The organism is Streptomyces sp. NPDC016845 (assembly GCF_044332585.1).
In the GTDB taxonomy this organism is placed as follows: domain Bacteria; phylum Actinomycetota; class Actinomycetes; order Streptomycetales; family Streptomycetaceae; genus Streptomyces.
In genome coordinates, this window is the sequence record NZ_JBIRPI010000005.1 from 193457 (window position 1) to 216913 (window position 23457).

At 72.1% G+C, this 23457-nt stretch carries 21 protein-coding genes; 11 read left to right on the forward strand and 10 right to left on the reverse strand.

Going from position 1 to position 23457, the window contains the following annotated elements; all coding sequences use genetic code 11:
* Nucleotides 1-115: 115 nt before the first annotated feature.
* From ACH4RC_RS16780 to ACH4RC_RS16795, 4 genes are all read left to right on the forward strand, one after another.
* Entirely contained in the window at nt 116-697 is a 582-nt protein-coding gene (locus ACH4RC_RS16780) for a TMEM165/GDT1 family protein (protein ID WP_398200942.1), read from the forward strand.
* Between the two features lie 90 nt (nt 698-787).
* Nucleotides 788-1399, forward strand: a complete 612-nt coding sequence (locus tag ACH4RC_RS16785; protein WP_398200944.1) for a TetR/AcrR family transcriptional regulator — start codon at nt 788-790, stop codon at nt 1397-1399.
* Nucleotides 1396-3075, forward strand: coding sequence for an FAD-binding dehydrogenase (locus ACH4RC_RS16790; RefSeq protein WP_398200947.1), 1680 nt, complete (start codon nt 1396-1398; stop codon nt 3073-3075). Before ACH4RC_RS16785 ends, ACH4RC_RS16790 begins: the two co-directional genes overlap by 4 nt.
* Nucleotides 3072-3872, forward strand: coding sequence for an SDR family oxidoreductase (locus ACH4RC_RS16795; protein ID WP_398200949.1), 801 nt, complete (start codon nt 3072-3074; stop codon nt 3870-3872). Before ACH4RC_RS16790 ends, ACH4RC_RS16795 begins: the two co-directional genes overlap by 4 nt.
* 212 nt (nt 3873-4084) lie before the next feature.
* Here the strand turns inward: ACH4RC_RS16795 and ACH4RC_RS16800 are convergent, their stop codons facing one another.
* Nucleotides 4085-6187: an MMPL family transporter gene (locus tag ACH4RC_RS16800; RefSeq protein WP_398200952.1), complete on the reverse strand. Its 2103-nt coding sequence runs from the start codon at nt 6185-6187 to the stop codon at nt 4085-4087.
* 74 nt (nt 6188-6261) lie between these two features.
* On the reverse strand, nt 6262-6486 hold the full coding sequence (locus ACH4RC_RS16805; RefSeq protein ID WP_398200955.1) for a hypothetical protein: 225 nt from the start codon (nt 6484-6486) through the stop codon (nt 6262-6264).
* A 158-nt stretch (nt 6487-6644) separates the two neighbouring features.
* On the opposite strand from ACH4RC_RS16805, the gene ACH4RC_RS16810 reads away from it, so the two are divergent.
* The 3 genes from ACH4RC_RS16810 (at nt 6645) to ACH4RC_RS16820 (ending at nt 10995) form a co-directional block, all read left to right on the forward strand.
* Nucleotides 6645-8039, forward strand: a complete 1395-nt coding sequence (locus ACH4RC_RS16810) for a helix-turn-helix domain-containing protein (RefSeq protein ID WP_398200958.1) — start codon at nt 6645-6647, stop codon at nt 8037-8039.
* Nucleotides 8040-8306: 267 nt separating this feature from the next.
* The gene (locus ACH4RC_RS16815) at nt 8307-10130 is read left to right on the forward strand and encodes a prolyl oligopeptidase family serine peptidase (protein WP_398200960.1); all 1824 of its coding nucleotides are present in this window, start codon (nt 8307-8309) and stop codon (nt 10128-10130) included.
* 58 nt (nt 10131-10188) lie between these two features.
* On the forward strand, nt 10189-10995 hold the full coding sequence (locus ACH4RC_RS16820; protein ID WP_398200961.1) for an SURF1 family protein: 807 nt from the start codon (nt 10189-10191) through the stop codon (nt 10993-10995).
* Between the two features lie 3 nt (nt 10996-10998).
* On the opposite strand, the gene ACH4RC_RS16825 is transcribed toward ACH4RC_RS16820, so the two are convergent.
* The 7 genes from ACH4RC_RS16825 to ACH4RC_RS16855 all read right to left on the reverse strand — a co-directional run bounded on the left by ACH4RC_RS16825 (nt 10999) and on the right by ACH4RC_RS16855 (nt 17519).
* Nucleotides 10999-12183: a hypothetical protein gene (locus ACH4RC_RS16825; RefSeq protein ID WP_398200964.1), complete on the reverse strand. Its 1185-nt coding sequence runs from the start codon at nt 12181-12183 to the stop codon at nt 10999-11001.
* Nucleotides 12180-12869 (reverse strand): SigE family RNA polymerase sigma factor, encoded by a 690-nt coding sequence (locus tag ACH4RC_RS16830; protein WP_394432067.1) that lies wholly within the window; start codon nt 12867-12869, stop codon nt 12180-12182. Before ACH4RC_RS16830 ends, ACH4RC_RS16825 begins: the two co-directional genes overlap by 4 nt.
* 374 nt (nt 12870-13243) lie before the next feature.
* Nucleotides 13244-14317 carry an aspartate-semialdehyde dehydrogenase gene (locus tag ACH4RC_RS16835; protein WP_398200968.1) on the reverse strand — a complete coding sequence of 358 codons (1074 nt, stop codon included), beginning with the start codon at nt 14315-14317 and terminating at the stop codon, nt 13244-13246.
* A complete protein-coding gene (locus ACH4RC_RS16840; RefSeq protein WP_398200971.1) occupies nt 14317-15603 on the reverse strand; it encodes an aspartate kinase in 1287 nt (428 codons plus the stop codon). Before ACH4RC_RS16840 ends, ACH4RC_RS16835 begins: the two co-directional genes overlap by 1 nt.
* A 241-nt stretch (nt 15604-15844) precedes the next feature.
* On the reverse strand, nt 15845-16510 hold the full coding sequence (locus ACH4RC_RS16845) for a DUF5063 domain-containing protein (protein WP_398200974.1): 666 nt from the start codon (nt 16508-16510) through the stop codon (nt 15845-15847).
* Nucleotides 16503-17102: a recombination mediator RecR gene (gene recR / locus ACH4RC_RS16850; protein WP_018529216.1), complete on the reverse strand. Its 600-nt coding sequence runs from the start codon at nt 17100-17102 to the stop codon at nt 16503-16505. The genes ACH4RC_RS16845 and recR overlap by 8 nt, the downstream gene beginning before the upstream one ends.
* Before the next feature lie 66 nt (nt 17103-17168).
* Nucleotides 17169-17519 carry a YbaB/EbfC family nucleoid-associated protein gene (locus ACH4RC_RS16855; RefSeq protein ID WP_398200977.1) on the reverse strand — a complete coding sequence of 117 codons (351 nt, stop codon included), beginning with the start codon at nt 17517-17519 and terminating at the stop codon, nt 17169-17171.
* 257 nt (nt 17520-17776) lie between these two features.
* Between ACH4RC_RS16855 and ACH4RC_RS16860 the strand changes: the two genes are divergently transcribed.
* From ACH4RC_RS16860 to ACH4RC_RS16870, 3 genes are all read left to right on the forward strand, one after another.
* Nucleotides 17777-18511: an SLATT domain-containing protein gene (locus ACH4RC_RS16860; protein WP_398200980.1), complete on the forward strand. Its 735-nt coding sequence runs from the start codon at nt 17777-17779 to the stop codon at nt 18509-18511.
* 96 nt (nt 18512-18607) lie between these two features.
* On the forward strand, nt 18608-19291 hold the full coding sequence (locus ACH4RC_RS16865) for a GntR family transcriptional regulator (protein ID WP_398200983.1): 684 nt from the start codon (nt 18608-18610) through the stop codon (nt 19289-19291).
* Nucleotides 19292-19373: 82 nt separating this feature from the next.
* Nucleotides 19374-20024, forward strand: a complete 651-nt coding sequence (locus ACH4RC_RS16870; RefSeq protein ID WP_398200986.1) for a hypothetical protein — start codon at nt 19374-19376, stop codon at nt 20022-20024.
* Between the two features lie 46 nt (nt 20025-20070).
* Here the strand turns inward: ACH4RC_RS16870 and ACH4RC_RS16875 are convergent, their stop codons facing one another.
* The gene (locus ACH4RC_RS16875) at nt 20071-21447 is read right to left on the reverse strand and encodes an aspartate aminotransferase family protein (protein WP_398200988.1); all 1377 of its coding nucleotides are present in this window, start codon (nt 21445-21447) and stop codon (nt 20071-20073) included.
* Nucleotides 21448-21669: 222 nt separating this feature from the next.
* Here ACH4RC_RS16875 and ACH4RC_RS16880 point away from each other — a divergent pair, with 222 nt between their 5' ends.
* Complete coding sequence (locus ACH4RC_RS16880) at nt 21670-23451, forward strand: serine/threonine-protein kinase (protein ID WP_398200991.1); 1782 nt, start codon at nt 21670-21672, stop codon at nt 23449-23451.
* The last annotated feature ends 6 nt before the right edge of the window (nt 23452-23457 follow it).

The following is a 23457-nucleotide window of genomic DNA, read 5'->3' on the forward strand; positions in this document are numbered from 1 at the left end:
GACATACGTGTCTCGACGACACGTAAGGCATACGTGTCCCGCCGCCGGGTCGAGTGGTCCTCTCCGCGCGGCGGGTGGGTCGCACCGACCCGGCCCGCACAGAAAGCACCCGCTCATGCATCTCGACCCCCTGGCGATCGTCACCGCCTTCGGGCTGATCTTCCTCGCCGAGCTGCCGGACAAGACCATGTTCGCCTCACTGGCGATGGGCACCCGGATGAAGCCGCTGTACGTGTGGTTCGGCACGTCCGCCGCGTTCATCGTGCACGTGGCCATCGCGGTGGGCGCCGGTTCGCTGCTCGGGCTCCTGCCGGACTGGATCGTGAAGGTCGTCTCGGCGCTCCTCTTCGCGTTCGGCGCGTTCATGCTGCTGCGCGGGGGCGACGACGATGACGACGACGAGGCGGGCGCCAAGACGGTGACCGGCTTCTGGCCCGTCTTCGGCACCGCGTTCACGGCCGTCTTCATCAGCGAGTGGGGCGATCTGACGCAGATCACCACCGCCAACCTCGCCGCCACCAACGGCACCTGGTCCACCGCGATCGGCTCCGCCGCCGCCCTGATGTCCGTCTCCGCGCTCGCGCTGATCGCGGGGCGGTTCATCGCCAAGCGGGTGCCGCTGAAGACCGTGCAGCGGATCGGTGGCGCGTGCATGCTGCTGCTCGCCGTGTGGACGGTCGTCGAGATCTTCGTCTGACGTCGGGGGCGGGCGGCCGCGACGAGGCCCTTGTCGATACAGGAACGTATCGAATACGTTCCTGTATCGACGCGGCCGACGCAGGAGGCGATGATGCCGGGCACCGTGACCAGGCGCCGCGCCCGCACGCGGCAGCGGCTGCTCGACGCCGCGCTGGACGTGTTCGCCGAGACGGGGTTCGGCCGCTCCACCGTCGAGCAGGTCTGTGACCGGGCCGGATTCAGCCGCGGCGCCTTCTACTCCAACTTCTCCTCCCTCGACGAGCTGTTTCTCGCCTTGTGGGAGGAGCGCTCCGCGCGGATGCTCGGCGATGTGCGCCGCGCGCTGGCCGGCATCGACCCGGCCGACCCCGAGACCGCCGTGCGGGCCGCGATCGCCGCGGCCCCGGTGGACGACGCCTGGTACCGGATCACCGCAGAGTTCACCGTGCACGCGCTGCGCAACCCGGGTCTGCGCCGGGTGACGGCCGCCCGCGAGCAGGCGATCCGCGACGCGATCCTTCCCGTGTGCGTGAGCGCGCTGCGCCGCCTCGGACGGCGGGTCGGCGACGAGCGGGCCCTCGGGGACGCGCTGGTCGCCGTGCACGACGGGACCGCGATGCAAGTTCTGCTCCAGCCGGACGACGCGGCCGTACGCGCCCGTCGCGAGGCCCTTTTCATGAACGTACTCGACGCCTACAGCACACCCATGGAGAGCGCATGAGCGAGACCAAGGGCACCGGAGCCAGTGCGGATGTCATCGTCGTGGGGGCCGGGCTCGCCGGGCTCGTCGCCACCTACGAGCTGACGCGCGCGGGCAAGCGCGTCGTGCTCGTCGACCAGGAGAACGCGGCCAACCTCGGCGGCCAGGCGTTCTGGTCGCTCGGCGGCCTCTTCCTCGTCGACAGCCCCGAGCAGCGCCGCATGGGCATCAAGGACAGCTACGAGCTGGCGCTCGCCGACTGGATGGGCTCCGCCGGGTTCGACCGTGAGCACGAGGACCGGTGGCCGCGGAAGTGGGCCGAGGCGTACGTCGGCTTCGCGGCCGGCGAGAAGCGCGACTACCTCCACGGGCTCGGGCTCAAGGTCACCCCGAACGTCGGCTGGGCCGAGCGCGGCTCCGGCACCGCCACCGGACACGGCAACTCGGTGCCCCGCTTCCACATCACGTGGGGTACGGGTCCGGAGGTCGTCCGCGTCTTCCGGGAGCCGGTGCTCGAAGCGGCCGCGCGCGGGCTCGTCACCTTCAAGCACCGGCACCGGGTGGATGAGCTGATCGTGGAGGACGGGGCCGCCGTCGGGGTGCGCGGGGCGCTCCTCGCACCGTCCGACGCGGGGCGCGGCGTCGCCTCCTCCCGCGAGACCGTCGGCGACTTCGAACTGCGCGCGCAGGCCGTCGTCGTCACCTCGGGCGGTATCGGCGGCAACCACGAACTGGTCCGCAAGAACTGGCCCGTCGAGCGGATGGGGCAGCCGCCCGAGTCGATGGTCACGGGCGTGCCCGCGTACGTCGACGGGCGGATGCTGGAGATCAGCGAGGGCGCGGGCGCGTCGATCGTCAACCGCGACCGCATGTGGCACTACACGGAGGGCCTGAAGAACTGGGACCCGATCTGGCCCGGTCACGGCATCCGGATCATCCCGGGCCCGTCGTCGCTGTGGCTGGACGCCACCGGCAAGCGGCTGCCCGCGCCGCTCTTCCCCGGGCACGACACGCTCGCCACGCTCAAGCACATCACCGCCACCGGGTACGACCACACGTGGTTCGTGCTGACCCGGGCCATCGTGGAGAAGGAGTTCGCGCTCTCCGGGTCCGAGCAGAACCCCGACATCACCGGCAAGGACCTGAAGCTGGTGCTGCAACGGGTGAAGAAGGGCGCACCGGGTCCGGTGCAGGCGTTCCTGGACCGGGGCGAGGACTTCGTCGTCCGGCGGAACCTGAAGGATCTCGTCTCCGGGATGAACGCGCTCACGCCCGAGACGCCCGTCGAGTACGAGCAGGTCGCGCGGGAGATCGCCGCCCGCGACCGGGAGGCCGAGCACGGGTACGGCAAGGACCTCCAGCTCATGGCCGTGCGCAACGCCCGCGCCTACCTGCCCGACCGCATCACCCGCGTCGCCAGGCCGCACCGCCTCCTCGACCCGGCGCAGGGTCCGCTCATCGCCGTACGTCTGCACGTGCTCACCCGCAAGACGCTCGGCGGCCTGGAGACCACGCTCGACTCCCAGGTCGTCCGGCCCGACGGGTCCGTCTTCGACGGGCTGTACGCGGCCGGCGAGGTGGCCGGGTTCGGCGGCGGCGGCGTGCACGGCTACAACGCGCTCGAAGGCACCTTCCTCGGGGGCTGCATCTTCTCCGGGCGGGCGGCCGGGCGGGCGCTCGCCGGGAGCCTGGCGTGAGCGCGCGCGGTACGGCCCTGGTGACCGGGGCGTCGTCCGGGATCGGGGCGGCGGTCGCTGCCGCGCTGGTGCGGCGGGGGTACCGGGTGTTCGGGACCAGCCGCGATCCGGAGAAGGTCGCGTCGCCGGTGGCGGGCGTGACCTACCTCGCGCTCGACCTTGCCGACGAGAGCAGCGTCGAGGCGTGTGCCGCTGCGGCGGGCGCTGTCGATGTGCTGGTCAACAACGCTGGTGAATCGCAGAGCGGGCCCTTCGAGGAGCTGCCCATGGACGCGGTCCGGCGGCTGTTCCAGCTCAACGTCTTCGGGGCCGTCCGCCTCAGCCAGCTCCTTCTTCCCGGGATGCGGGAGCGCGGGCGGGGGCGGGTCGTCATGGTCGGGTCCATGCTGGCCAGCTTTCCGCTCGCCTACCGGTCGTCGTACGTCGCCTCCAAGGCCGCGATCAAGGGGTTCGCGAACGCGGCTCGGCGGGAGTACGCGGCGTACGGGGTCGGCATCACGACCGTCGAGCCCGGGTCCATCGCCACCGGGATCAGTGAGCGGCGTACGCAGTATGTGCGGGACGGGTCGCCGTTCCGGGGGGCCTACGACACGATGCTCACCGCCTTGAACCGGAATGAGGCGTCCGGGATCTCTGCCGAGAAGGTGGCGGCGAAGATCGTGGCTGTCGTCGAGGCGCGGCGGGTCCGGTCGTTCTACGCGGTGGGGAGCAATGCGCCGGTGGCGTTCGCGTTGCGCAGGGTGTTGCCGCGAGGGGTCAGCGAGACGATGGTGGCGCGGCGGCATGGGCTGAGGTGAGCGGCCCGCCGTGGGGTTGGGCGGTTGAGCGTTGAGGGTCGGCCGCCCGGTGCGTCGTGGCTCGTCGCGCGGTTCCCCGCGCCCCTGGAACGCGCAGTGCGTGCGGCATTCCCGGACGCCCCCGAAGGTGCGGCGCGGCCGCATCCCTGCGGGGGCGCGGGGATGCGGCCGTGCGACCAGCCCCGCCGGCCCGCGGCCGGGGCCGCACGACCTCAGCCCCGCCGGTCCTCATGTCCGGGCCACCACGCCGCGTGGCCGATCAGCGCCGTGAGCGCCGGCGTGAACACCAGGGCCATCACGAACGCCGCGATCACGATCCCGAACGACAGCGCGAACCCCATCTGGGACAGCGTCGAGTTCCCGGCCAGCATCAAAGTGGCGAACGTACCCGCCAGAATCACCCCCGCCGACGCGATCGCAGGACCCGAGTGGCGGACCGCCGTCCCCGCCGCGGCGTGCGGGTCACGCCCCTCGCGGGCCTCCTCCCGGAGCCGGGACACCATGAGGATGTTGTAGTCCGTGCCGAGTGCGACGACGAACAAGTACATGATCACGGGGAGCATGAACATCAGGCCGGGCTGGTCGCCGATCCGGGTGAAGAGGAAGCTCGTGGCGCCCAGCGTGGCGCCGAAGCCGAGCGCGACCGACACCATCAGGTACCAGGGCGCGACGAGGCTGCGCAGCAGCAGGCCCAGGATGACCATGATGCAGAGCGCGGCGACCGGGAAGACCACGGAGTAGTCGCGGTCGACGGCCTTGTTGATGTCGACGTAGACCGCCGTGACGCCGCCGACCGCGGCCGTCGTACCGTCGGGAGCGTGGGCGCGGGCGGCCGGGCGCAGGTCGTCCTTGACGGTGGCCATCGCCTCCTTCGACGCGGGCGGGTCGTCGAGGACGACGCTGTACGCCGCCGCCGTGCGGTCCTTGCTGAGCGTGGCCGGGGTGACCGTGCCGACGCCGTCGGCCCGGGAGAGGGACCGGCGGAACGCCGCCGCCCGCGACGCCGTCAGAGGGTCGTCCGGGCCCGTCGACGTCAGGTACACGCTCGTCGGGTCCGTCGTGCCCGCCGGGAACCCTTTCTCCAGGTCCGACAGCGCGACCATGGACTCCTTCGTCTCGGGCAGCGAGGAGGAGGAGAGGTCGAAGTTGGCGCGGTAGCCGAGCGCGCCGAGCGCCAGGACGGCCATGACGAGCGCCGAGACGACGGCCCAGACCGCCGGGCGGCGCCCGATCGACGTGCCCAGTCGGGCGAAGCCCGCGCCGCGCGGTTCGTGCTGCCAGGACTTCGACGGCCAGAAGACCTTGGTGCCGAGCAGCGAGACGACGGCCGGGACCAGGGTGAGGCCCGCGCAGAGCGTCACGAACACGGCGATGGCGAGCGCGGGGCCCATCGACTTGAGCATGCCGAGCGTGGACAGGGCGAGCGCGGCGAAGGCCACGATGACCGCGCCCGCCGCCGAGGTGATGGCCTCGCCGACCCGTTCCACGGCGTGCACGACCGCGCCCTTGGAGTCCTCCCCGGCCCGTAGCGCCTCCCGGTACCTGAACAGCAGGAACAGGATGTAGTCCGTTCCCACGCCGAACAGGACGACCGTGAGGAGTTGCTGGATCGAGGAGTCCGCCTTCATGTCGAACGCCTTGTTGGCGGACGCGATCAGGCCGGTGGCCAGCGGTGAGATCAGGCCGATCAGGACGACCGGGAGCAGCGCGATGATCGGGCTGCGGAAGATGATCAGGAGCAGCACGATGATGATGACGATCGTGCCGACGCCGACGAGCATCCCGGCCCGTTCGGACGCCTCGGACTCGTCGAGCGCGGTCGCGGCGGAGCCGGTGACCCCCGCCTTCAGATCCGTAGCCCTGATCTCCCGCTGGAGGTCGGTACGGAGCTTTTTCACCGCGTCCTGCTCCGACGTGTCCGACGGGTCCGTCAGCTTCGGCATCGCCACGGTCGCCGTCTGCACCAGGTTGTTCGGCGACGGCTTGCCGGGGACGACGGCGTCGACCTTGTCGATGTCCTTCGCCGCGAGGTCCTTCGCCACGCGGACGACCTCGGCGGAGTCGGCGACCGTCAGCTTCTTCCCGTCGGAGCGCTGGAAGACGATGACCGCGCCGACGTTCTGCTGTTTCGGGAACCGCGTCTCCTGGATGTCGGAGGCTTTGATCGACTCGTAGCCGTCCGGGAGGAAGCCTGCCTCGTCGCTGCTGGAGGTGAGTTTCGGGGCGAAGGAGATCACGGCCGCCGCCACGATGACCCAGGCGACGATCACCCACCAGGGCCTGCGCACGACGGACCGACCCAGCGCTGCGAACATGCCTCACGCCTCCCGTAGCCCCCGGCTCACCCCGCCAGCCTCACCCGGGCCCGGGCCGGTCGCCACTCGGGGCCCTACCGCACGGCCTTCGAGGTGACGCTGTTCGTGGCCGCCCTCGGCGCCGGGGCGGTGGCCGGGACCTCGGCGTGGCGGCCCGCGCCGTGCGCGTCGGGGACGTGCTCGACGGTCCTGCCGTCCTGGGCGGGGTCCGCGTGGGCCGTCGTACCGGCGGCGCCGAGCGCGGCGGTGGCGAGGCAGCCCGCCGCGATCGCGGCGACCAGGGGGGTGCGGACACGCACGGGTACCTCGCAGTGAGTAAGTTGAAGATTAAGCGGACTTAACTCGCCTTAACTGAGCGCTCAACATAGGGGGTTGGCGAGACGGCGGGCAAGAGGCGAAACTTCAAGGACCCGGGAGATCTCCAGGGAGCTCACGCGAAAGGCGGCCGCCCCGCGCCATGCCAGAACAACCGCCGCACCCCTCGCCGGAACCCGTGCCGCAACCGGAACCCGCGACGGAACCGGAATCCGTCGGCCGCCGCGTCCTGCGGCTGCGCACCGAACGCGGCCTCACCCAGCGCCAGGTGGCCGAACCGGCCTACACGCCCGCCTACGTCTCCACCCTCGAAGCGGGCCGCGTCCGCCCCTCCGAGGCGGCGCTGCGCCACATCGCCGAGCGCCTCGGCGTCACGTACGAGGAGCTCGCCACCGGGCGCTCCGCGCAGCTGGCGACGGGCCTGCGCCTGCGCCTGACCGAGGCGCAGCGCGCGCTCGCGACCGGCGCGGCGAGCGAAGCGGCCGAGCTGTACCGGGAGTTGAGCGCGGAGGCGTCCCGCCACGGGCTCGGCGCGGAGCACGCCGCCGCCGAGCTCGGGCTCGGCGAATGCGCCCTGGAGACCGGCGAACTCGCGCTCGCCCGCACCCACTTCGATGTCGCCGACGCCCTGCTCACCGAGGCGGGCGCCCCGCTCCCGCAGCGCGCCCCCGTCATCCGGGCCCGCGCCGTCGCCCACTACCTCTCCGGCTCCCTGCGCTACGCCTGCTACCTCCTGGAGACCGCCCTCGACGGCCTCAACACCGGCGGGCTGCACGACCCGGACGCGCTCGTCCTGCTCTACACCGCGTCCATCGCCCCGTACATGGACATGGGGGCGCACGCGCGCGCCGCGCAGGCCGCCGAGCTGGCGCTCGCGCTCGCGCCGCAGGTCGGCGACCCCGCGCTCATCGCCCAGATGCACCGCTCGGTGGCCCGCACGCTGCTCGCCGAGGGCAAGGTGGCCGAGGCCGACGCCTCCCTCGCCAAAGCCGCCGAGCTCTACCAGCAGCTCCAGATCCGTACGGAGCTGGCGCACTGCCACTGGATGCGCGGCTACGTCCACGCGCAGGCAGGCCGTCTGCACGACGCCGAGGCCGAGCTGCGGACGGCACGCGACATGCTCTCCGCCAAGCGCGCCGCCCTCTACACCCAGCAGGTCGAGGTCGAACTCGCCGACGTGCTGCGCATGCTCGGCCGCCCGCAGGAGGCCGCGCAGCTGCTGCGGTCCCTGCTCGGGGAGCTGAACCCGGAGCGCGGGGCCGTGCACGCGGCGGGCGCGCACCGGCTGCTCGGGCTCATCGCGCAGGAGTCGGACGCCGTGGAGGAGGCCGAGGAGCACTACGTCAACGCCCTCAGCCTCCTGGAGCGCGCGGGCGCGGCGGGCGACCTCGCCGACCTGTGCCGCCTGCTCGGCGACCTGTACCGGCGCACGGGCCGGATCGAAGCGGCCCTGGACACCTACCGCACGGGGCTCGGCCACCGCGCGGCGCCCGGCACGACGACGCTCGGACCGGCCCCGGCGCGGCCACCCTTGTGACCCGTCCACGCTGAAATACGTAGATAAATGCGCGGGGTATTCCGAGGCGTCGCCTCCGGGCGTACATTCCTCTCACCGTCGCCGATCCGGGGCGCCGGATGAGCCGCGTCGGCGCAGCTCATCCACTCCCCCTCCCCGTCCCGGCCCGCCGACGGACGGCAGGCACAGCTCAGCGGGAGCACCTGCGAGGCGGACCCGGCCACTCCCCTCGGTGGCACCACCCCGGCCGGGTCACGCCGTCTCTTCCCGGACGGGCACTATGGGGCCATGACTGAGAGCACGCCGTCCACACCGTCCCGCCCGTCCATGCCGGACTGGGAGAAGCGGTTCCGCGCGCCGCGGGTGTCGCTGCCCGACTGGGCGGAGGACGCCCCCGACCGCTCCCTGTTCGTGTCGAACGCGACGGGGACCTACGAGCTGTACGCGTGGGACCGTGCCACCGGTGAGCAGCGTCAGGCGACGGACCGGGCCAACGGGACGACCGACGGCGTCCTCTCCCCCGACGGCGCGTGGATCTGGTGGTTCAGCGACACCGACGGCGACGAGTTCGGGGTCTGGCTGCGACAGCCGTTCACCGGCGGCCCCGACACCGAGGCGGTGCCGGGGCTCGCCCCCTCCTACCCCGCCGGGCTCGCGCTCGGCCGGGACGGGCGGACCGCCGTGATCGGCCGGTCCACGGACGAGGACGGCACGACGATCCACGTCGTAGCGCCGGACGGCGACGGCCGCCCCGCCGAGATCTACCGCCACCGCGAGTCCGCCGGGGTCGGTGACCTCAGCCACGACGGGCGACTGATCGCCATCGAGCACACCGAGCACGGCGACGCCATGCACTCGGCGCTGCGCGTCGTCCGGCTCGACGGTTCGACCGTCGCCGAGCTGGACGACACGGAGGGCGGGGAGAAGGAGCTGGGGCTCGAAGTGCTCGGCTTCGCGCCCGTCCAGGGCGACACCCGGCTCCTCGTCGGGCACCAGCGGCGCGGCCGCTGGGAGCCGATGATCTGGGACGTCGTCTCCGGCGACCAGACCGACCTGGCCATCGACCTGCCGGGCGACGTGTCCGCCGAGTGGTACCCGGACGGCTCGGCCCTCCTCGTCGTCCACGAGTTCGAGGCCCGCTCCGAGCTGTGGCGGTACGACGTCGCCTCCGGCGCGCTCAGCCGCGTGGAGACCCCGGCGGGATCGGTCTCGGGCGCCACCGCACGGCCCGACGGCAGCGTCGAGTTCCTGTGGTCGTCGGCCGAGCGGCCCCCGGCCGTGCGCTCCACCACGGGCCGCGTCGTCCTCGACCCGCCCGGCATGAAGGCCCCGGCCTCCGTGCCCGTGGAGGACGCGTGGGTGGACGGGCCCGGCAACCGGATCCACGCCCTCGTGCAGAAGCCAGCCGGCGCCACCGGCCCGCTCCCCACCGTCTTCGAGATCCACGGCGGCCCCACCTGGCACGATTCGGACGCCTTCGCGGCGGGCCCGGCGGCCTGGGTCGACCACGGGTACGCGGTGGTCCGCGTCAACTACCGGGGCTCGACCGGTTACGGCCGCGAGTGGACCGACGCCCTCAAGCACCGGGTCGGCCTGATCGAGCTGGAGGACATCGCGGCGGTCCGCGCCTGGGCCGTCGACTCCGGCCTCGCCGACCCCGGCCGCCTGATCCTGGCCGGCGGCTCCTGGGGCGGCTACCTGACCCTCCTCGGCCTCGGCACCCAGCCCGGCGCGTGGGCGCTCGGCCTCGCGGCGGTGCCGGTCGCCGACTACGTGGCGGCGTACGAGGACGAGATGGAGGCCCTCAAGGCGATGGACCGCACGCTCCTCGGCGGCTCCCCCGAGGAGGTCCCGGACCGCTTCACGGTCTCCTCGCCGCTGACGTACGTGGACGACGTGCGGGCCCCGGTCTACATCTCGGCGGGCGTCAACGACCCGCGCTGCCCCATCCGCCAGATCGACAACTACGTGGACCGGCTCGCCGCCCGCGACGCGGTCCACGAGGTGTACCGGTACGACGCGGGACACGGCTCGCTCGTCGTCGAGGAACGCATCAAGCAGCTCCGCCTCGAACTGGACTTCGCGAGCCGACACTTGCCGCCGAGGCCGTAGGCGCCGCCTCGCGGGGGTCGCAGGACCGGTCTTTACATCGGACCCGTACCGTGTAGGTGTGTACCGGTTCCTGCTGACTCCCCGCTGGTGGGGGATCAACATCTTCGTCCTGCTCGCGATCCCCTTCTGCGTCTTCATGGGCTCCTGGCAGCTCAGCCGCTTCGAGGACCGGGTGCAGGACCACCGGTCCGCGTCCGAGCAGAGCGACGCCAACAGGAAGGCGGACGCCGAGCCGCTCGCCTCGCTGCTGCCCGTCGACCAGAAGACGTCCGGCAGGCGTGCCACGGCCACCGGCCACTACGACAAGCAGCTCCTGGTACCCGACCGCGACCTCGACGAGCGCACCGGTTTCTACGTCGTGACGCTCCTCAAGGTCGACGGCGCCGGCAAGGCGCTCCCCGTGGTCCGCGGCTGGCTGCCCGGCACGGCGTCCGCGGCGAAGGCGCCCGCCCCGCCGAAGGGCGACGTCACCGTGGTCGGAGCGCTCCAGGCCTCCGAGTCCGCCGGATCGAACGGCGTGACCACCGCCGGCGGCCTGCCCTCGGGACAGGTCGGCATGATCAGCGCGGCGTCCCTGGTCAACCTGGTCCCGTACGACGTGTACGACGCCTGGGTCACGCTCGACACGGCCGACGGGAAGATGGAGCCCGTCCCGGCCGACATGTCCCAGGGCAGCGGCCTTGATCTGAAGGCGTTCCAGAACCTCGGCTACACCGGCGAGTGGTTCGTCTTCGCGGGCTTCGTGCTCTTCATGTGGTTCCGCCTGGTGCGCCGCGAGGCGGAGGCCCTGCGCGACGCGGAGCTGGGCCTGACCGAGGAAGCCGCCGAGGAAGCGGCCACGGAGACCCCTGTGAAGACGGTCTGACGGCTACGACGCCGGGAGCACGCCCGTCCGGTACACCGTGCCCGCGCACGCGTCCGGGATCGTCGCCGCCGCGCTCGGCGCGCCGGGCTCCGCCGTGTGCGACACGACCACGCTGCCCGGCTCGTCCTCGCTGCCGAGCTGCGCCGACAGGCCGGAGTCGGAGGTCGCCGACTCGGAGGACGTGTTGCCCGTGCTGCCGCTTGAGGGCGTCGGCGTGGGCGTCGGCTCACCGCCGCCGTTGCTGGGCGCGGTGCTGCCTCCGGTCGAGCCGCCCGCCGAAGGGCAGGTCGCCGACGGCACCCAGGCGAACCGCACCTCGTACGCCATCCCCGGTTCGAGGATCAGCTGGCTCGGCTCGGTCGACGGGTCGGGCAGGCCGGTCGCGCGGTCGCCCGCCGTGTGGTCGACGACGCTGACCCTGGTGGGGTCGGCGGCGCCCTCGGCGAGGGTGACGACGGCGCCGGGGCTGTCGACGGTGCAGTTGCCGGCCGAACCGTTCGACACCCGGAACGAGCCGTAGACCGTACCGTCGGCCTGGGGCTGGCCGACGCTGGCGACCGCGTCGGCCAGGTCGTTCGCGTTGCAGACCGGTGAGTTCGCCGCGGCCGTGGAGGCGGGGCCCGGGCCGCCGCTCGCCCCGTCGCTAGCGCCGCCGGACTTCTCCTTGCCGCCCTTGTCCTTCTCCTTCTTGTCGGCCTTCTCGCGCTCCTTCGTGTGGGAGGGCGTGCCGCCGGTGTCCTTGCCGCCGCCGCCCTCCGACCTGCCGGCGCCGGTGCCGCCCTGCGAGGCCTCACTGTGGCCGGCGATGGAAGGGTGGTCGGAGGAGGTCTCCTTCGTCACGTGCAGCACGGCGGGCACCGCCATGGCGACGAACACCCCGGCGGCGACCGCGCCGACCAGGGCCTGCCGCTTGCGGGCCCGGCGGGCGGGCACCGCGCGGCGCAGCCGCTCCAGGGCCTCGTCCGTGGGGGTGATGTCGGCGACGGCGTGCCGCATCATCCGCCGCAGTTCCAGCTCGTCGTCGGCCTCCGCATCGGCCGGACGACGGGGTGCGTCGTTCACAGTTGCGTTCCCTGCGTGCTCGTCCTGCGCGTGGTGCTCGATGTCCTGCGCGAAGTGCTGCTCATGGTGCGTGGGGCGGTCCGCGTCCGCGGGCCGTTCGTCGGGGTCACGGGGGGCGGGGCTCATGCCGGCGCCTCCATGGCGACGCGCAGTGCGGCGATGCCACGGGAACCGTACGCCTTCACGGACCCCAGGGATATCCCGAGCGCGTCGGCGACCTGCGCCTCGGTCATGTCCGCGAAGTACCGCATGACGAGGACCTCGCGCTGGCGCCGCTGGAGCCCGCGCAGCGCCGCCTTCAGCGCGTCGCGCTCGAGGAGGTCGTAGGCGCCCTCCTCCGCGCTGGCCATGTCGGGCATCGGCTTCGTGAGCAGCTTCAGCCCGAGGATGCGGCGGCGCAGCGTGGAGCGCGAGAGGTTGACGACGGTCTGGCGCAGGTAGGCGAGGGTCTTCTCGGGGTCACGGACGCGTTTGCGCGCGGAGTGGACCCGGATGAACGCCTCCTGGACGACGTCCTCGCAGGAGGCCGTGTCGTCGAGGAGCAGCGCCGCGAGCCCCAGGAGGGACCGGTAGTGGGCGCGGTACGTCTCGGTGAGGTGGTCGACTGTGGTGCCCGCCGCCGTCACGTCGTCAACGCCTTGTTGTGCCGGGAGCTGCGCCGGCCGCGCCGCGGGCATGGGGGCGATCACCGGCATGCCGCCGGCCGCGCCGCCGCGGGGACGCCTGGTCCCCAGGGGCGCGAGGGTCGGGAGGGAGGGCCGCAAAGCCGTGCCTCTCGCCTGTACCGCTGTGAAGTCGAGTACCTCTGCCACGCCTGTTGGACACGCTGCCCCCCGTCAGGGTTGTACGCGTGTGGCGCCTCATTTACGACAGATCTCGTCATCCCCACCGATGACGCCCCGTCAAATGCCGACATGCGTACCTGCTCTTCCCCTACGCCCCGATTGCCCTCTGTGCCCGACCCCGGCTGAAGGCCGCCGCCCCGGAAGTGCTCGCAGAGACGCTCCCCGCCCCGCTTGCGGTTGCGGGGCGGGGAGGATTTCTTCGAACGATCGGGGGTTCGGTCCAGAAGGTGCCGTCAAGTGGTGTGAACCACTTCCTTCCACAGAACTCTCACAGATCCTACGAGGCAATCCGCGTATGTGAAGAGGGAGATCGACAGTCGGATGGCATATGCGCCCGCCGCTCAGGCCCTGGTGAACTCCGCGGCCACCAGCTCGGCGAGCTGCGCGGTGTTGAGAGCGGCGCCTTTGCGCAAATTGTCCCCGCACACGAAGAGTTCGAGCCCGTTCGGGTCGTCGAGCGAGCGCCGCACCCGGCCCACCCAGGTCGGATCGGTGCCGACCGCGTCGGCGGGGGTGGGGAACTCACCGGCGGCCGGGTTGTCGAACAGGACGACGCCGGGGGCGGTCGCGAGGATCTCGCGCGCCTTGTCGACGGTGACCTCGCTCTGGAAGCGGGCGTGGACGGTGGCGGAGTGCGTCGTGACGACCGGCACCCGTACGCACGTCACGGCGACCTTGAGACCGGGCAGCCCGAGGATCTTGCGGGTCTCGTCCCGCACCTTCATCTCCTCCGACGACCAGCCGTCCTCGCGCGGCGATCCGGCCCACGGTACGACGTTGAGCGCGACCGGCTCGGGGAACGGCCCGGTCCGGTCGCCGACGGCCCGGCGCACATCGCCCGGGCTCGTCCCCAGCTCCGTACCGGCGACGAGGGAGAGCTGGGCGCGCAGCGTCTCGACGCCGGCCCGGCCCGCGCCGCTGACCGCCTGGTAGCTGGAGACGACCAGCTCGTCCAGGCCGAACTCGGCGTGCAGCGCGCCGACCGCCACGATCATCGAGAGGGTCGTGCAGTTGGCGCTGGAGATGATCCCGCGCGGGCGCACGCGCGCGGCGTGCGGATTGATCTCGGGGACGACGAGCGGCACGTCCGGGTCCATCCGGAACGCGGCCGAGTTGTCGACGACCACGACGCCCTTGGCCGCGGCGACCGGCGCCCACTCGGCGGCGACCTCGTCGGGCACGTCGAACATGGCGACGTCGACCCCGTCGAAGACGGACTCCTCCAGGGCCACCACCTCGACCTGGGCGCCGCGCACGGTGAGCTTGCGCCCCGCCGAGCGCGCCGAGGCGACGAGCCGGATCTCGCCCCAGATGTCCGCGTGCTGCGACAGGATCTGCAACAGCACGGCGCCGACGCTCCCGGTCGCTCCCACGACCGCGAGCGTCGGACGCCCTGCGGGATCGGCTGCGGCCATCAGCGGCCGGTGCCCCCGTAGACCACGGCCTCGTCGGAGTCCGAGTCGAGCCCGAAGGCGGAGTGCACGGCGCGCACGGCCTCGTTCACGTCGTCGGCGCGGGTGACGACGGAGATGCGGATCTCGGAGGTGGAGATCAGCTCGATGTTGACGCCCGCGTCGGTGAGCGCCTCGAAGAACCCGGCGGTGACGCCCGGGTTCGTCTTCATACCGGCGCCGACCAGGGAGATCTTGGCGATCTGGTCGTCGTAGCGCAGCGAGTCGAAGCCGATGTCGGCGCGCTGCTTCTCCAGGGCGTCGATGGCCTTGCGGCCCTCGGTCTTGGGCAGCGTGAAGGAGATGTCGGTCAGACCGGTCGACGCCGCCGACACGTTCTGCACGATCATGTCGAGGTTGATCGCGGCGTCCGCGACGGCGCGGAAGATCTTCGCGGCCTCGCCCGGCTTGTCCGGCACACCGACCACGGTGATCTTGGCCTCGGAGGTGTCGTGCGCGACACCGGAGATGATCGCCTGCTCCACGGCCCTGTCCCCTTGCTGCTTCTTCTCGATCGGCTCGTTGCTGACCCAGGTGCCCTTCAGTCCGCTGAAGCTGGACCGCACATGGATCGGGATGTTGTAGCGGCGGGCGTACTCCACACAGCGGTGGAGCAGCACCTTCGACCCGGAGCTGGCCAGCTCCAGCATGTCCTCGAAGGAGATCCAGTCGATCTTCCGCGCCTTCTTCACCACGCGCGGGTCGGCGGTGAAGACGCCGTCGACGTCGGTGTAGATCTCACAGACCTCGGCGTCGAGCGCCGCGGCGAGCGCGACAGCGGTCGTGTCCGACCCACCACGCCCGAGGGTCGTGATGTTCTTCCCCTCCTGGCTGACGCCCTGGAACCCCGCGACGATGGCGATGTTGCCCTCTTCGATGGAGGTCCGGATACGGCCCGGCGTGACGTCGATGATCCGCGCCTTGTTGTGGACCGAGTCGGTGATGACTCCGGCCTGGCTGCCCGTGAACGACTGGGCCTCGTGGCCCAGGTTTTTGATCGCCATGGCAAGCAGCGCCATGGAGATCCGCTCCCCGGCGGTCAGCAGCATGTCGAATTCACGCCCGGCAGGGATCGGGGAAACCTGCTCGGCGAGATCGATCAACTCATCCGTCGTGTCACCCATCGCGGACACCACGACAACCACCTGGTTGCCGTTCTTCTTGGCGTCCACCACGCGCTTGGCGACCCGCTTGATGCCCTCGGCATCGGCTACGGAGGAGCCTCCGTACTTCTGCACGACAAGGCCCACGTGCGCTCCTCGCTCAGTCCGTCTGTCACCACATGTACGTATGCGTACTGCGGTCGGCTCAGTTTAACGAGCGGCCGAAATCCGCCCCAGTGATACCGCATCGTGAGATGTCCCGCTCACGACGTGATCACCGGGGACTCTCTGGTCGGGGCCCGGCCGCCCGATCAAGCACATGCCCAACGGGGCCCGGGGCAAGCGGAAAGTGGGCCAGGTCACGCGCGGCGCCGATGCGCCGCGGCGCCTACTTGACGGGGCGCAGACCCAGCGGACCGGCGATCTCCTCGGCCATGACCTGCCCGGCCTCCTCGGCCAGCGCGTCCTCGGTGGCCGACAGGTCCTCGTCCGTGTCGAGGCCGTCCAGGTCGTCGAGCGGCTGGTTGAGCCGGACGTGCGCGACCAGGGACTGCAGCGCGCGCAGCGTCGCCGACGCGGTGGAGCCCCAGTTCGAGAAGTACGAGAACTGCCACCACCACAGCGCCTCGGTGACCCGGCCCGCGCGGTAGTGCGCCATGCCGTGGCGCAGATCGGCGACGACGTCGGTCAGGTCGTCGGAGATCCGGGCCGCGACCCGCGCCTTGCGGGGCTCGTACGGGTCGAAGACCTCGGAGTACACGTCGACGGGTTCGAGCATCGCGGCGAGCCGCTCCCGCATCTCGTCCACGTCCTGCTCCGGGCCGAGATCGGGCTCGTAGCGCTCGTCCGGGACGATGTCCTCGTGCGCGCCGAGCCGCCCGCCCGCGAGCATCAGCTGGGAGACCTCGAGCAGCAGGAACGGGATGGCGGAGTCCGGCTCGTCGCCCTTGGCGATCTCCGTGACCGCGACGATGAAGGACTCGATCTGGTCGGAGATCTGGACGGCGAAGCTGTCCGGATCCGGAGCGGTGGCGTGCAGCGTGGCGTCAGACATCTAGGAGTCGTCTCCCCTCGAAGGCCCGGCCGAGAGTGACCTCGTCCGCGTACTCCAGGTCGCCCCCGACGGGGAGGCCGCTGGCCAGGCGGGTGACCTTCAGGCCCATGGGTTTGATCATCCGGGCGAGGTACGTCGCTGTCGCCTCGCCCTCCAGGTTCGGGTCGGTCGCGAGGATCAGCTCGGTGACCGTGCCGTCGGCGAGGCGGGCGAGCAGCTCCCTTATCCGCAGGTCGTCCGGGCCCACGCCCTCGATCGGGCTGATGGCGCCGCCGAGGACGTGGTACTTGCCGCGGAACTCACGCGTGCGCTCGATCGCCACGACGTCCTTGGGCTCCTCGACCACGCAGATGACGGAGAGGTCGCGGCGCGGGTCGCGGCAGATGTTGCACAGCTCCTCCTGCGCGACGTTCCCGCACGTCGCGCAGAAGCGGACCTTCGCCTTGACCTCCATCAGCGCCTGCGCGAGCCGGCGGACGTCCGTCGGCTCGGCCTGCAGGATGTGGAAGGCGATCCGCTGCGCGCTCTTGGGACCGACGCCGGGCAGTCTGCCCAGTTCGTCGATGAGGTCCTGGACCACGCCTTCGTACACGGGTCGGATGCCTTCCGGTAGGTGCTGCTCGTCTGCTTCTGGCTCGTACGGTAGTCGGCGCCGGGGCTAGAAGGGGAGGCCCGGGATGCCGCCGGCGCCGCCCCCGCCGAGGCCCTGGGCCAGCGGGCCGAGCTTCTGCTGCTGGAGCGTCTGGGCGTTCTCGTTCGCCGCCTGGACCGCGGCGACGACCAGGTCGGCCAGGGTCTCGGTGTCCTCCGGGTCGACCGCCTTCGGGTCGATGACCAGGCCGCGCAGCTCGCCGGAGCCGGTCACCGTGGCCTTGACGAGACCACCGCCCGCCTGACCGTCGACCTCGGTCCGCGCCAGCTCCTCCTGGGCCGCCGCGAGGTCCTGCTGCATCTTCTGGGCCTGCTGGAGCAGCTGCTGCATGTTGGGCTGGCCACCACCGGGGATCACGATCAGCTCCTGTTCCGCGTCAACATCGTCGTCATCGTCGTCCTGGGGGCGCGGGCGCGCCCCTGAAACGAGCGTACGTGGTCCGGGGAGTGCCCGCCCCGGCACCTCGCACCACACTCTTTCGAGTGAGATGCGCCGCTTTTCTCTACCTGATGAGAGCCCACGTCTGAGCGGAAAAGCCGCGGAACCGGGGCGTCGGCCACCCATTGAGCGGTAGGAAGATGCCGTACCAACCGTGACCGACCGAGGAGTGCCGGGTGAGTCAGCCGGACATGCAGCCCGAAGGACCGCCCCAGAAGGGGCCGGGCGAGGGCCGCAGCACCTCGGACGACCTCACGGGCCGGGAGTTCCCGCTCGGCGACTGGGGCGAACCCGCCGAACGCCTCGACGAGCTGTACCGGTGGGTGGAGCGCGGGGCCCTGCGGACGGCCGCGTGGTACCTCGCCGAGCGGACGTGGAAGCGGCGGACGGCGCGGGTGCTGCGCGGCGGGGCGGTGCTCGGGGCGGTGGCGGCGGGGGCGCTGCCGCTGCTCGATCTGGCGGGCGCGGTGACCGGCGCCGCGATCTGGGGCTACCTGGGCCTCCTGGTCACGGTCGCCTGTGTGGGCTGCGACCGCTGGTTCGGCCTGACATCCGGCTGGATCCGGGACATGGCGACGGCGCAGGCCGTGCAGCGCCGCCTCCAGGTGCTCCAGTTCGACTGGGCGTCGGAGTGCGTCCGCGAGGTGCTCGGCCCGACGGAGGGCACGGCGGGCGAGGCGGCGGAGCGGTGTCTTGCCGTTCTGCGCCGGTTCTCGGAGGACGTGACGGAGCTGGTCCGGACGGAGACGACGGACTGGATGCTCGAATTCCGCACGGGCCCCCTCCCGCTCTCCCTCCACCCCTTGATCCCGACGCCGCCCCGGCCCCAGGACCCCCCTGCGGCCCGCTTCCCGCTGCCCCCGGGGACCCGACCGAACATGCCGAGGCAGCGCCCGCCGGAGCCGAGGTAGGGGGCCGGAGGTTCGGCGGAGCCGAGGGAACGCGGGGTTCCGGCGGGGCATAAAGTTCGGGGAACGTTGACGGCCTGGTAGACCGGGGGACCCGCCTTGCCCGCTTTCGACGGCCCCGCCGTCACCCGCAGCACCCTGCGCCAGCAGATCGCGGACGCCCTGCGCGACGAGATCCTGGCGGGGCGCCTGTGCCCCGGGCAGGAGTTCACGGTCAAAGAGATCGCCGAGGGGTACGGCGTCTCGGCGACCCCGGTCCGCGAGGCCCTGGTCGACCTGGCCGCGAAGGGCCTGCTCGACTCCGCCCAGCACCGCGGCTTCCGCGTGCACGAGTACTCCCTGACCGACTACCGCGCGATCGTCGAGGCCCGCAGCCTGGTCGCCGACGGCATCTTCCGCGCGCTGCCGGAGATCCCCGAGGGCGCCCTCACGGGGGTGCGCCGCCGCGGCGAGGAGGCGGCCCGGGCGGCGGGCGCCGGCGACCTGAACGTACTGATCGGCTACGACCTGAGGTTCTGGCGCGAGCTGGCCGCCCTGTTCGGCAACCCGTACCTGTCGGACTTCTTCCACCGTCTGCGCGTCCAGTCCTGGATGTGCGCGGTCCCGCTCCTGCGCCGCGCGGACGACCTGCGGGGCGCCCTGTGGTCCGGCCACTGCTCGCTCGTGGACGCGCTGGCCCGCCAGGACGCCGTGGCCGCGCAGGCGATCATCACGGGGTACAACCGGGACTCGCTCCACCTCCTCGAACGCCTCGCGGGCGAACGGGCCGCTGAAAGCTCCTGAGCGGGTACCCGCAAGACAGGGCGGTGCCGGGCCGCCTCGCACTACCCTGACTGCCTGACAACCGGAGCCTTAAGGAGCCCCCTTGGCCTGTGACCTGTGGCTCGTCCCGCTCGTCGACGTGCTGTGCCACAGCCCCGACAACCCGTTCGCGGAAGAACTCGCCCTCTACGACAAGGTCCTGCACGAAGCGGGCCTGCCCCCGGTCCCGGTCTACGCGTACATGCCGGGCCTCTCCGGCGACGTGGCCCCGGTGGCGGGGTTCGACTACGACGCGCTGCACTTCCTGCGCCGCGCGTACCTGCTGCAGATGTGCGGTCTCGCGGTGGAGCCGGTGGACGAACTGGGCGGCGACTACGAGCAGTTGCTGGAGATGTTCGAGTCGACGGCGCAGGCGTCGCATCTGGTGTGGCACTACGACCACGCGGGCGCGTACGTCCCCGTGGACTTCCCTGCGCCGCTGTCCAGCGACGAACTCCTCGAAGGCGGCGGCCCGCTGGGCTCTTCGCACGCCTTGCTGCGCGAACTGGAGTACGTAGCCCCGTCGATCGGCATCGACCCGGCGAACCCGCCGCGCCCGCCGGCCCCGCCCGCGGCCCCCACCGAGCTGGAGGAACCGGCGGCGCCGGTCGCCCCCGGCGAGGGCCCGTTCGCCCGGGAGCGCCATGTGTGGCTGGGCCTGCACCAGGCCGCGACGCGCAGCCTGGCCCAGGGATCGATGATCATCTTCAGCTGAGGCGGCGGACCGGGCGTAGGGGTCACCGGCCCCTACGCCCACACCCTTACGCCCCGCGCCCGGACCCCTGCACCACGTGCTCGTCCGCCACGCCGAGCGCCGCGTCGAGCGCCACGAGCCCCTCCTTGGCCTCCGCCTCGCTGATGTTCAGCGGCGGCACCACATGCGTCCGGTTCATGTTCACGAAGGGCCACAGGCCCTGCTTCTTCGCGGCGGCGGCGAAGGCGGCCATCGGCGCGTTGGCCTCGCCGGTCGCGTTGTACGGCACGAGGGGCTCCCGCGTCGCCCGGTCCCGTACGAGGTCGAGGGCCCAGAACATGCCCGTGCCGCGCACCTCGCCCACCGAGGGGTGCCGCTCGGCCAGCTCGCGGAGGCCGGGTCCGATGACGTCCGCGCCGAGCTTCGCGGCGTGCTCGACGATGCCCTCCTCCGCCATGACGCCGAGGGTGGCGACGGCGGCGGCGCAGGCCAGCGGGTGCCCCGAGTAGGTGAGCCCGCCGGGGTAGGGCCGCTTCGCGAAGGTCTCCGCGACGGCGCCGGAGATCGCGACGCCGCCGAGCGGCACGTACCCGGAGTTCACGCCCTTGGCGAAGGTCATGAGGTCCGGCGTGACCCCGTACAGGTCGGCCGCGAACCACGTACCCGTGCGGCCGAAGCCCGCCATGACCTCGTCGAGGACGAAGACGATGCCGTACCTGTCGCACAGCGCGCGGACGCCCGCGAGGTAGCCCTCGGGCGGCAGCATGATGCCCGCCGTGCCGGGGACGGTCTCCAGGATGATCGCGGCGATCGTCGACGGGCCCTCGAACCGGATCGTCGACTCCAGGTGCTCCAGGGCACGCTCGCACTCCTGCGCCTCCGTCTCCGCGTAGAACCGGGAGCGGTACAGGAACGGCGCCCAGAACCGGACGACGCCCGCCGTCCCGGTGTCGCTGGCCCAGCGGCGCGGGTCACCGGTGACGTTCACGGCCTGCTGGGTGCCGCCGTGGTACGAGCGGTAGGCGGAGAGCACCTTCGGGCGGCCCGTGTGCAGGCGGGCCATCCGCAGGGCGTGCTCGACGGCGTCGGCGCCGCCGTTGGTGAAGAAGATCTTGTCGAGGTCGCCGGGGGTGCGCTCGGCGATGAGGCGTGCGGCCTCGGAGCGCGCCTCGACGGCGAAGGCGGGCGCGAACGTCGTCATCTTCGCGGCCTGCTCCTGGATCGCCGCGACGACCTTCGGGTGCTGGTAGCCGATGTTGGTGAAGACGAGCCCGGAGGCGAAGTCGAGGTAGCGGTTGCCGTCGTAGTCCCAGAAGTACGAGCCTTCGGCACCGGCGACGGCGAGCGGATCGATGAGCTCCTGTGCGGACCAGGAGTGGAACACGTGCGCACGGTCCGCGGCCTTGACGGCGGCGCCGACCTGGGGATTCGGCTGAGGGGTCATGGGCCCGAGGGTAGATGCGGGGGCCGCCGCCGCACCATCGGCGTCCTGTCTGCGGGACAGCGCCGGACGCGACACCCTGTCGTGCTCCGCGCGCATGTCACTTCCGCGCGCATATCACTCTCCGCGTCCGTTACGGAACCGTGTGAGCCGCTCCGGCCCTCTCTGTCGTATGTCCGCACTATTCTCAGAGGGTTGGTCACGTACGGGGGAGGGTGGCGCGACATGGAGAGACTCGAACCGTTGGGGGCGGGAGATCCGCAGCGCATCGGGGCGTACCGGCTGCTCGGCCGGCTGGGCGCGGGCGGTATGGGGCAGGTGTACCTGGCGCGCTCCGAGCGCGGCCGTACCGTCGCGGTGAAGCTGGTCCGCCAGGAGCTGGCGGAGCAGGAGGAGTTCAGGACGCGCTTCCGGCAGGAGGTGCGGGCCGCGCGGCAGGTCGGCGGCGCGTGGACGGCGCCGGTGCTCGACGCGGACACGGACGCGGAGATCCCGTGGGTGGCGACGGGATATGTGGCGGGGCCCGCGCTCCAGCAGGTCGTCTCGCACGACTACGGGGCGCTGCCGGAGCGTTCCGTGAGGATTCTCGGGGCCGGTCTCGCGCACGCGCTCAAGGACATCCACGAGGCGGGTCTGATCCATCGCGACCTGAAGCCGTCGAACGTCCTTGTGACGATCGACGGGCCGCGCGTCATCGACTTCGGCATAGCCCGCGCCCTGGAGACCGTCACCGACGGCGGTCTCACACGGACGGGCGCGCTGGTCGGATCACCGGGTTTCATGGCGCCCGAGCAGGTGCGCGGCGACCGGATCACCCCGGCGTGCGACGTGTTCTGCCTGGGCTCGGTCCTGGCGTACGCGGCGACGGGCGCGCTGCCGTTCGGCACGTCCACCAGCGGTGTGCACGCGATGATGTTCCGCATCGCCCAGGAGGAGCCCGATCTGGACCGGGTCCCGGAGGGCTTGCAGGATCTCGTACGGGACTGCCTGCGCAAGCAGCCCACCGCGCGCCCCTCGCTGCGGGAGATCCTGGAGCGCACCGGCGCCGAGGACACCCTGGGCGACGGCGGCCGCACCCGCGACCCGTGGCTGCCCGGCGCGCTCGTGGCACAACTCGGCCGTCACGCCGTGCAGTTGCTCGACTCGGAGGACCCGGACCAGGGGACGCGGACCGCCGCCCCCGAGGCTCCCGCTCCCCACACGCCGGGCCTCGTGCCGCCGCCGCCGGGACAGCCGGGCGGTGCCCAGCTCAACCACCTGCCCACGATGGTCGTCGGCCAGGAAGCGCCGCCGCCCGCCCCGGCCGCGCCCGCCTACGGCTACCCGTCGCCGTACCAGCCGCAGCCGCAGCCGTCCGCGTACGGCTATCCGCAGGGGAACTGGGGCCAGACCCCGCCCTACGGTCCTGCCCCGCTCGTCGCGCCGCAGCAGGAGCCGCCGCGCCGGGGCCGTTCCACGGCGGCGCTGATCGCGGTCGCCCTGATAGTGGCCCTCGGCGCGGGCGGCTCGGTCTTCGCCCTGATGAAGGACGACGGCCCCCCGCGCTCGCGCGCGGGGGGCGGCACGGAGTCGCCGACGGTGACGGCCTCGGCCCAGCCGGGCCCCGACTCGGCGTCGTCCGCCCCGCCGACCTCCGGCGAGCAGGGGCAGTCCCCGCAGGCCACCTCGGGCGCGATAGCGACGAAGTTCCTCGGCAGCTGGGACAGAACGGACAACGGCGTCGCGTACCGCCTGACCATCCAGCAGGGCGGTACCGGCGACACCGTCCTGTCCATGACGGCGGACGGTTCGCTGGGGTCGGGCACCACCTACCGCTGCCTGTTCGAGGGCAGCCTGGTGTCGGCCGACGGCGATTCCCTGAACATCGGTAGGACCGGCGTGGTGTCCGGACCCGGCGCGCCCACCTGCACCCCCGGAGCGGCGAGCACGCTCACCGTGCTCCCCTCGGGGCAACTGAGCCGCGTCATGGCCACCGGCAAGGAATCGACGTACGACAGGGCGGGATGACGCGAC

Excerpts from the sequence above, each read along its gene's own strand:
- ACH4RC_RS16780 (WP_398200942.1), top strand. The coding sequence starts at position 116 with ATGCATCTCGACCCCCTGGCGATCGTCACCGCCTTCGGGCTGATCTTC.
- ACH4RC_RS16785 (WP_398200944.1), top strand. The coding sequence starts at position 788 with ATGATGCCGGGCACCGTGACCAGGCGCCGCGCCCGCACGCGGCAGCGG.
- ACH4RC_RS16790 (WP_398200947.1), top strand. The coding sequence starts at position 1,396 with ATGAGCGAGACCAAGGGCACCGGAGCCAGTGCGGATGTCATCGTCGTG.
- ACH4RC_RS16800 (WP_398200952.1), bottom strand. The coding sequence starts at position 6,187 with ATGTTCGCAGCGCTGGGTCGGTCCGTCGTGCGCAGGCCCTGGTGGGTG.
- ACH4RC_RS16810 (WP_398200958.1), top strand. The coding sequence starts at position 6,645 with ATGCCAGAACAACCGCCGCACCCCTCGCCGGAACCCGTGCCGCAACCG.
- ACH4RC_RS16815 (WP_398200960.1), top strand. The coding sequence starts at position 8,307 with ATGACTGAGAGCACGCCGTCCACACCGTCCCGCCCGTCCATGCCGGAC.
- ACH4RC_RS16825 (WP_398200964.1), bottom strand. The coding sequence starts at position 12,183 with ATGAGCCCCGCCCCCCGTGACCCCGACGAACGGCCCGCGGACGCGGAC.
- ACH4RC_RS16835 (WP_398200968.1), bottom strand. The coding sequence starts at position 14,317 with ATGGCCGCAGCCGATCCCGCAGGGCGTCCGACGCTCGCGGTCGTGGGA.
- ACH4RC_RS16845 (WP_398200974.1), bottom strand. The coding sequence starts at position 16,510 with ATGTCTGACGCCACGCTGCACGCCACCGCTCCGGATCCGGACAGCTTC.
- ACH4RC_RS16875 (WP_398200988.1), bottom strand. The coding sequence starts at position 21,447 with ATGACCCCTCAGCCGAATCCCCAGGTCGGCGCCGCCGTCAAGGCCGCG.
- ACH4RC_RS16880 (WP_398200991.1), top strand. The coding sequence starts at position 21,670 with ATGGAGAGACTCGAACCGTTGGGGGCGGGAGATCCGCAGCGCATCGGG.